Here is a 7,689-nt window from a genome sequence, read left to right on the forward strand (position 1 = left end):
CGGGTCGGTGTAGGGGCCGCTGGTGTCGTAGACGTTGAGCGGGGCCTCCCCGCACGCGGGATCGAGGTGCACCGCGCGCATCGCGACCTTGAGCGGGCCGACGTGGATTTTCTTCGAGCCACGGATCGGGCCGGTGGTAACGCCGATCTCGGTATTGGCGGGCCGCGGGCTTCCGACGGAAGCACGTTCGATCTTCGAGTCGATGTCGGCCATCTCACGTCTCCAAATGCGGAACGGAGACCGGGCGAGCCGAGCTCCCTCCCTACGCCCGCGCTAACGGGATCAGGTTCGGCGGGTCGCAGGCTCGTGCCTGCCTCTCAGCCGTCGGTCAACGGCCCCCCGGGGAGATGCGAGCATAGGCGTGCGCGGGCGGCGGCGCCAACGAAAAAAGGGGCCGCGCGGCTGCCCGCACGGCCCCTTTCTCAATCAGATACCGGTCATCACTTGGCGGCGGATGCCTTGAGCGTGCCGTTGACGCCCGTGGGGAAGAACGCCCCCTGCGACACCGACGCGGTGGTCGCGTTGCCATAGACGATGTTGAGCACCTGACCAGGAGTACGGCTGAACGCGAGGCCGTTCGAGTTGGTCGGCACGAGGTTGGCGACGATGCCGTTAGGCCCGTTCACCGAATCGATGCCCTGATCGTCGTCGGGACCGATGCCGCGGATAAGATCTTCCGCCGGTGCGCCGTCGGCGGCATCGCGCAGATTGGAGACCTGTCCCGCGATCGTGATCAGCGAACTGGTGGTCTGCCCGCGCGCATAGAGGATCGTGCGGACGAGGCCTGCATGATAGGCCTCCGCCGCCAGGATGCCCGCCGCAGCCTCCAGATACGTCTTGTTGGCGACCAGCGGCGATGCCCCCTTGTACGCCGTCACGCCGACGTCTTCGTAGATGAAGGCGCCGAGCAGGAAGAAATCGGGCGACGAATAGGGATCGAAGGTTTCATTCGCACCGACGATGCCAGCCGCCCGCGCGACCGCGGTGAAGGCCCCGGTGGCATCGCCCGAGATATTGATCGCGGGCTGCGCGACCGCGGCGCTGCCAAGGGCGGTACGCAGAAAGGCGACGTGCGCGATCTCGTCGGCCGCGATCTCGCGCGCATATTGGCCGATGAGCGTCTCCCCGGTGAAGTTCACCGCGCGCGGCTGACCTGCGCCCGTACCCGTGGCGACCGCGCCCGGGGTGCCGGTACCCCCGAGCAACGACGAATTCAGTCCGACGCCATAGACGGCATAGGAATAGAATTGCGCCTCCAGATATTCGAGCTGCAGCGCGAAGTTCAGGATGTCGGCGTCGTTGATCGCCGCGGTGGTCGGGGTCGGCGTCGGCGTCTGGACCGGCACATCGTCGTTGTTGTTATTGCCGCAGGCCGCGAGCAGCGAAAGGCCGCCCGCCGCAACGGTGGCAGCGCCTGCATATTGCAGGAAACTGCGTCGTTCGTGACGCCGCTTCGATACGGCGTCGAGCACTTCGAGAATGGATTGATCGTCACGCATGGAAAGTCCCCTCCACGGGAATGGCTGGAAGCGGCGGCTTAGTTCGCCGCGCTCGTCCGGATGGTGCCGTTGACGCCGGCGGGGAAGAACCCGCCCATCGTCACCGCCGCCTTGTTCAGGTACACGATGTTGAGCACCTGCGCGGCGGTCCGGCTGTACGCCAGTCCGTTACTGTTGAGCGGAACGATGTTCGACCCTGTGCCGCTCGCGGGAAGCAGCGCGCCGCTGATCGTCACCGGCGCGATGCCCTGATCGTCGTCCGCGCCGATGCCGCGCACCGGATCGTCGGCAGGCGTGCCGTCGAGGAGATCGCGTGCGGCGGAGATCTTCTCGGTCGTCTCAACCAGCTGCAACGCCGGAGTCGCCATGCCGCGCGCATAGAGCGAGGTGCGGACAATCGACGAATGGTACGCCTCGACCGCCAGGATGCCTGCGGCCGCCTCAAGGAACACCTTGCTGGTGAGCAGCGCGGCGGAGCCCTTGTAGGCAGTGACGCCCACGTCCTCGAAGATGAACGAGCCGAGCAGGAAGTTGTTCGGGTTGGCATAGGGATCGAACACCCCGCCACTTGCGGTCAGGTCGACCCCCGCAGCCTTGGCGGCCGCGGTGAACGGCCCATTCGCGTCGCCCGATATGTTGATCGCAGGCTGTGCGACCGCAGCGGCCGCCAACGCCGTGCGGAGGAATGCGACGTGCGCAATCTCGTCCGCGGCGATCTCGCGCGCATATTGGCCAACCAGCGGGTCGCCGGAGAAATTCACCTGCCGCGCCGGGTTGGTGGTGCCGATTACGACCGCACCCTGCGGCCCCGAAGTCGTCACGCCGGTCTGCAGATTCGCAGCGATGCCGGTTCCGAAGGCGGCGTAGGAGTAGAATTGCGCCTCGAGATATTCGAGGTTCAGCGCGAAATTCAGGATGTCGTTATCGGTGACCGCCTGTGCCGCTGCCGGCGTCGCGACAGCGAAGGCGCCCGCGCCGACCGCTGCGGCACCCAAAGCCACCTTGAAGAAGGCGCGGCGCTCCTCCCGTCGCCTTACTCGCGAGTCCAGCGCCTCGATGAGTTCTTCGGTTTGCGACATGGCCGATCTCTTCCCTGCTGTGTACCTATGGAAGCCGCAACCGACCGCCCGAGCGGCGGTTCCGGCACCGAAATAAAATAATTGCGGCGCATCCGACACCGAGCGGTACACGTATGCGCCGCAGCGCGCGCCGGGTCAGCACGTATGCGCCGCAGCGCGCGCCGGGTCAGAAGGTGTAGGCCAGGCCGATCGCGGCCGACCAGGTCGACGAGTCCCCGACATCGCGGATCAGTGGGCTGCGCTTATACTTGCCGAGATACTGGCTGTAGAGAACGCCGCCGCCGATCGCCAAGCCATGACGCAGGTCGCCGGTGAGGCTTTGCAGCGCAAATGCGGACAGGCTGTAGTTCTTCCATCCGCTGTCGCCGACCCCGTAGGTGCGCAGGCCTGACGCCAGCGTACCCGTCGGAGAAACGCCGAAATAGGTGCGGCCATAGCCCTTGCCGACGTAATCCGCGGAGGCGCCGAGGGAAACGAGCGTGGAATAGGACAAGGGCGTGGTGTAGTTGACCTGCGGGCTGATCACGTAGCTGCCGTGTGCGCCCGACACGTCGTGGATGTATCCGACGCGTGCGCTCAGCGTGTCGAAATCGCTGGTGATGACGCCGGTGCGCGAGATGCCGGCCGAGGCGCCGAGTTCGTACGCGGTGTCGATCTTGCCGAGCGCGCGGACCTGGGGATTGTCGATCCCCTTGCGGCTGTTGCGCTGGAGCCGAACGCCGGCGATCGGGCCGAGTTCGAACTTGGTGCCGGGGCCTGCCGGGTCCTTGATAAGGTCGACGTAGAGCTGGGTGCCGCGGGTGAAGAAATCGAAGCCGCCAAGCGTGCCGATCGCCACCGCGGCGGGAATGATGTCGTTGCTGTCCGCGCCCTCATAATCGGGCACGGTCGCCGCGCCGACGCCGATCGTGACCCGATCGCCCGACATGCCGATATCGGGATTGGGGGTCGGCGGTGCTGCTTGCGTGGTATCCTGCGCCAAGGCGGCGGCGGGAACCAGTGCGAGGCACGCGGCGGCGATCGAGGGGAATATGCGCAAAGTGAGATGCTCCGACAGGACTGTTACTCGCGCGTAACGTGTCCGGCGGCATTTGGCTCCTGACGGAGCTGTCAGAAAATATAACGCATCCGCACCTGTTGCTTTTCGGCATCACCCGCCAGCGTGAATTGTGCCGCCGCAAAGCGAGGCGCGCCGAAACCGATCGGCGGATTGCGCGAGAAACCGAAGCCTTCGCGCGGGATGCCGGCGAACGTGTCGAGCTTGGCGTTGCCGTTGGCGTCGTGGATCACCGCCAGTGCATAGGCCCCTTGCGGGAGCGCGTCGAAGCGAATGGTGTGGACGTCGGCCGGCACCGAGCGGGTCAGCGCCTGCGCATCGTCGACGCAGGCCGGGAAATTCGCCGGGTCCGCGGTGAGGCAGACGCGGACGAAACCTTCCGCCGAGCGGAGATGGTCGACCGAAACCTCAAGCCGCGCGACGGGCATCGCCCCCATCAGCGGCGTCGCGCTCGCGAGCATCGCCGCCGCCCGTCCGGTGCGCCGCCAGTTTTTGTGCGGCTTGCGCGTGATCGCGGGCGAAATCGCCGACCCCGCGGTCGGTGCCGCAGAGGCGGTCCCAGAAGCGGAAGTAGAGGCCATAATTGCATCCATATTGCGCGTGATGCCGCTGATGATGGCTCGCGGTGATGAGCCACCCCCCCAATGGTCCGGCCCACATGAACCGGGGGAAAACCTCCCAACCCATGTGATTGGTTACCCCCATAACCGTCATCACGCCAAGCACCACGCCCAATGCGGCGGCGTGGATCGGAATCGCGAAGACCAGTAGCGGAATTATCACGGCGCCGGTGAGCGCCTCGACCGGGTGGAACGCCATCGCCGCCCAGGCGGTCGGCGGGCGGCTGGCGTGGTGGACCGCGTGGGCGAGGCGGAACGGCGCCGGCCGGTGCATCCAGCGGTGGGTCCAGTAGAACCAGCTATCGTGCGCGGCGAGATAGAGCAGCACCGAGACGGGGAGATACCAGAGCGGATACGCGTGCGCGTCGGTGTAAATCCGCGTCCAGCCGCGGTTCTGCCAGCCCCAGGCCACCACGCCCGCAGGCGCGCCGTAGATCGCGGCGGAGGCGAGGCTCCAAGCGATCTCGCGGCGCATTTGCACATCGAGCCCGGCGTAGAGGCGGGGGTGGCGGACGCGCGTGGCGAGCGCGAACGCACCCGAGGTGACGAGGTAGCGCACGCCGACGATAACGGTCATTGCGAGGGCGGAGAGGAGGACGGCGAGGAGCACGGCGTTTTCTTAGGGCAATTCGCTGACGATTACACCAACGCGGGTTTGGATCGTGTCTGCGGCCGCATCGTTGTCGCCAGGCGAAGGAGAATGCCGATGCCCACCAACGATCCGAGCAACGCCACCGATGTCCCCCAGGATGCGCGCGAGGAGGCAACGCCGGGCGCGGTGCTGAACGACGCGGACGTCGACGACTCTCCGGGCGGCGGCGGGCTGGGCGGCGCCGCGGCGGCGAATGCGCTCGGGTCGGGACGGACGCCGGGCGGGGCCTCGCCGAATGCGCCGATCGACACCGGGGTGGACGCCGGGGATGCGGGTGCGACCGCGGAGGCGAAGGTGCTGGCGACGCAAACAGGCGTGAGCGAGGTGCAGTCGCAGGAGCGATGAGGCTCAGCGAGCCACGCGCTCGAACAGCAGCGTCCGCACGTCTCGGTAGGTAGCCTCCGTCATGAGGCGATAGCCCAGCTTGTCCGCCAGCCGCAGCGATGCGGCGTTGGCGGGATCGACGATGCAAACGGTGCGGGTATGGCCCTGCGCGTCCGCCCAGCCGAGCAGCGCGCGCATCGCCTCCAGTGCAAAGCCCCGCCCCTGCGCACGGGGCGCGAGCGTCCAGCCGGCCTCCGGTGTGCCTTCGTATCCGGGCTCGGTCGCGCGGCGCGAGTCCATCAGCCCGACCGACCCCGCAAAGGCGCCGTCGCGCGTACGCACGATCCAGGTGCCGTAGCCGCAGACCTGCCAATGGCCGATGTAGCGCAGCAGCCGGTGCCACACCTCTTCCCGCGTGAAGGCGCGGCCGCCGATCATCGCGTAGACCGCCGGGTCCGCCCACATCGCGGCCTCGTCGTCGAGATCGGCCGGGGTGGGCGGGGTCAGTGTCAGGCGATCGGTGCGCAGGGTCGGAGCAGGCATCGCCGCAGGGTGCCCAAAGCCCCGCGCGATTGCAAAAGCGTTTCGCAGCGACCGTGGCTTGCGCTAGGCATCGGCGGATGGCGTCCACCACATCCTGCGATGTCGCGATCGTCGGCGCGGGGCTTGCGGGCGGGCTGATCGCGCTGGCGCTGAAAGCCAAGCACCCGGCCATGGACGTGCGGCTGATCGACGCGGCGCCGGTGATCGGGGGCAATCACGTCTGGTCGTTCTTCGGCAGCGATATCGCGGGGACGGACCGGTGGATCGTCGAGCCGCTGATCTGCCATGCGTGGACCGGCTACGACATCAAGTTTCCGGCGCATGCGCGGACGATCGACGAGAGCTATTATTCGATCGACAGCGAGCGGCTCGACGCAGTCGTCCGGCGCGAGATGCCCGGCCATGCGCTGATGCTCGGCCGCAAGGTGTCGGCGGTGTCCGCGACTGCCGTGGTGTTCGCGGACGGCGACCTGGTCGAGGCGAAGGGGATAATCGACGCGCGGGGGCCGGGGGACCTGTCGTGCCTGGAGGTCGGATGGCAGAAGTTCGTCGGGCGCGAGCTGAAGCTGGGCGCGGACCACGGGCGGACGCGGCCGGTGATCATGGACGCGACGGTGCCGCAGATCGACGGCTATCGCTTCGTCTATATACTCCCCGTCGCGCACGACCGGGTGTTCGTCGAGGACACTTATTACAGCGACACCCCCGATCTCGACCGCGACGCGGTGGCGGGGCGGGTGCACGATTATGCCGAGGCGCAGGGGTGGGCGGTGAGCCAGGGGACGCGCGAGGAGTCCGGCGTGCTGCCGGTGGTGATGGACGGGAACTTCGAGGCATACTGGCGATCGACTGGCGCGAAGACCGCGAAGGCGGGCATGCGCAGCGGGTTGTTTCACCCGACCACGGGCTATTCGCTGCCCGATGCGGTGCGGACCGCGGCGATGCTGGCGGCGCGCAGCGATTTTTCCGGAGCGGCGCTGCATGAGGCCACCTATATGATGGCGAAGCGGGCGTGGGGCGCGCGGGGATTCTACCGGATGCTCGACCAGATGCTGTTTCGCGCCGCCGAGCCCGACGAGCGATACCGCGTTCTCGAACGCTTCTACAGGCTTTCGCCCGGGCTGATCGGGCGCTTCTATGCAGGGCAATCGACGATGATGGACAAGGCGCGGGTTTTGACGGGCAAACCGCCGGTGCCCTTCTTTCGCGCGATCGGCGTGGTGATGGGGGCTGCGAAGTGAAAACGGCAATCGTCATCGGCTCGGGGTTCGGCGGGCTGGCGCTCGCGATCCGGTTGCAATCGGCTGGCGTCCAGACGACGATCGTCGAGGCGCGCGACAAGCCGGGCGGGCGGGCCTATTATTGGGAACGCGACGGCTTCACCTTCGACGCGGGGCCGACGGTCATCACCGATCCGGCCTGCCTACAGGAATTATGGGCGGTGACCGGGCGCGACATGAGCGATGACGTGACGCTCGATCCGGTGCTGCCCTTCTACCGGCTCAACTGGCCCGACGGGACCAATTTCGACTATACCAACGACGATGCGCAGATGCGCAGCGAGATCGAGAAGCTGCATCCGGGCGACTGGGAGGGCTATCAGAAGTTCCTGCGCTACTCGGCCGGGGTGTTCCACGAGGGTTACGAGAAGCTCGGCCATGTCGCGTTCCTCGACTTCGCGTCGATGATCAAGGCGGCGCCGGCACTGGCGCGCTATCAGGCGTGGCGATCGGTTTATTCGATCGTCGCGAGCTATATCGAGAATGAGAAGCTGCGCCAGGCGCTCAGTTTCCACACGCTGCTGGTGGGCGGCAACCCGATGACGACCAGCGCCATCTATGCGCTGATCCACAAGCTGGAGCGCGACGGCGGCGTTTGGTTCGCGATGGGCGGCACCAATCGCCTGATCGCCGGC

General features: G+C 67.1%; 10 protein-coding genes and 1 riboswitch. Of the genes, 3 read left to right on the forward strand and 7 right to left on the reverse strand.

The genetic code is table 11. The annotated features are described in order from the left end of the window. The 6 genes from ACE5C1_RS05080 to ACE5C1_RS05105 form a co-directional block, all read right to left on the reverse strand. A partial coding sequence (locus ACE5C1_RS05080; protein ID WP_374942981.1) for a hypothetical protein occupies positions 1–213 on the reverse strand: 213 nt, incomplete at its 3' end. A 29-nt stretch (positions 214–242) separates the two neighbouring features. Next, a riboswitch (TPP riboswitch) is annotated at positions 243–352 on the reverse strand. An 88-nt stretch (positions 353–440) separates the two neighbouring features. Further along, a complete protein-coding gene (locus ACE5C1_RS05085) occupies positions 441–1,499 on the reverse strand; it encodes a ferritin-like domain-containing protein (RefSeq protein WP_374942982.1) in 1,059 nt (352 codons plus the stop codon). A gap of 38 nt (positions 1,500–1,537) precedes the next feature. Beyond that, positions 1,538–2,578, reverse strand: a complete 1,041-nt coding sequence (locus tag ACE5C1_RS05090) for a ferritin-like domain-containing protein (RefSeq protein ID WP_374942983.1) — start codon at positions 2,576–2,578, stop codon at positions 1,538–1,540. Positions 2,579–2,744: 166 nt separating this feature from the next. Further along, on the reverse strand, positions 2,745–3,617 hold the full coding sequence (locus tag ACE5C1_RS05095; protein WP_374942984.1) for a MipA/OmpV family protein: 873 nt from the start codon (positions 3,615–3,617) through the stop codon (positions 2,745–2,747). A 71-nt stretch (positions 3,618–3,688) separates the two neighbouring features. Next, positions 3,689–4,072: a DUF2141 domain-containing protein gene (locus ACE5C1_RS05100; protein ID WP_374942985.1), complete on the reverse strand. Its 384-nt coding sequence runs from the start codon at positions 4,070–4,072 to the stop codon at positions 3,689–3,691. Further along, positions 4,044–4,832, reverse strand: coding sequence for a sterol desaturase family protein (locus ACE5C1_RS05105; protein ID WP_374942986.1), 789 nt, complete (start codon positions 4,830–4,832; stop codon positions 4,044–4,046). Before ACE5C1_RS05105 ends, ACE5C1_RS05100 begins: the two co-directional genes overlap by 29 nt. A gap of 129 nt (positions 4,833–4,961) precedes the next feature. Between ACE5C1_RS05105 and ACE5C1_RS05110 the strand changes: the two genes are divergently transcribed. Next, complete coding sequence (locus ACE5C1_RS05110) at positions 4,962–5,252, forward strand: hypothetical protein (RefSeq protein WP_374942987.1); 291 nt, start codon at positions 4,962–4,964, stop codon at positions 5,250–5,252. Between the two features lie 3 nt (positions 5,253–5,255). Here ACE5C1_RS05110 and ACE5C1_RS05115 read toward each other — a convergent pair whose 3' ends face one another. Beyond that, the gene (locus ACE5C1_RS05115; protein ID WP_374942988.1) at positions 5,256–5,774 is read right to left on the reverse strand and encodes a GNAT family N-acetyltransferase; all 519 of its coding nucleotides are present in this window, start codon (positions 5,772–5,774) and stop codon (positions 5,256–5,258) included. Between the two features lie 77 nt (positions 5,775–5,851). On the opposite strand from ACE5C1_RS05115, the gene crtY reads away from it, so the two are divergent. Next, positions 5,852–7,015, forward strand: coding sequence for a lycopene beta-cyclase CrtY (gene crtY, locus ACE5C1_RS05120; protein WP_374942989.1), 1,164 nt, complete (start codon positions 5,852–5,854; stop codon positions 7,013–7,015). Further along, the coding region (gene crtI, locus ACE5C1_RS05125; RefSeq protein WP_374942990.1) for a phytoene desaturase family protein at positions 7,012–7,689 on the forward strand (678 nt) is incomplete at its 3' end. The genes crtY and crtI, both read left to right, overlap by 4 nt.

Origin of the sequence: Sphingomonas sp., from assembly GCF_964263785.1 — a bacterium.
GTDB lineage: Bacteria > Pseudomonadota > Alphaproteobacteria > Sphingomonadales > Sphingomonadaceae > Sphingomonas.

What these genes read in the sequence shown, in the direction of transcription:
- ACE5C1_RS05085 (WP_374942982.1), bottom strand. Translation starts at nt 1,499, where the DNA reads ATGCGTGACGATCAATCCATTCTCGAAGTGCTCGACGCCGTATCGAAG.
- ACE5C1_RS05090 (WP_374942983.1), bottom strand. Translation starts at nt 2,578, where the DNA reads ATGTCGCAAACCGAAGAACTCATCGAGGCGCTGGACTCGCGAGTAAGG.
- ACE5C1_RS05100 (WP_374942985.1), bottom strand. Translation starts at nt 4,072, where the DNA reads ATGGGGGCGATGCCCGTCGCGCGGCTTGAGGTTTCGGTCGACCATCTC.
- ACE5C1_RS05105 (WP_374942986.1), bottom strand. Translation starts at nt 4,832, where the DNA reads ATGACCGTTATCGTCGGCGTGCGCTACCTCGTCACCTCGGGTGCGTTC.
- ACE5C1_RS05110 (WP_374942987.1), top strand. Translation starts at nt 4,962, where the DNA reads ATGCCCACCAACGATCCGAGCAACGCCACCGATGTCCCCCAGGATGCG.
- ACE5C1_RS05115 (WP_374942988.1), bottom strand. Translation starts at nt 5,774, where the DNA reads ATGCCTGCTCCGACCCTGCGCACCGATCGCCTGACACTGACCCCGCCC.
- crtY (WP_374942989.1), top strand. Translation starts at nt 5,852, where the DNA reads ATGGCGTCCACCACATCCTGCGATGTCGCGATCGTCGGCGCGGGGCTT.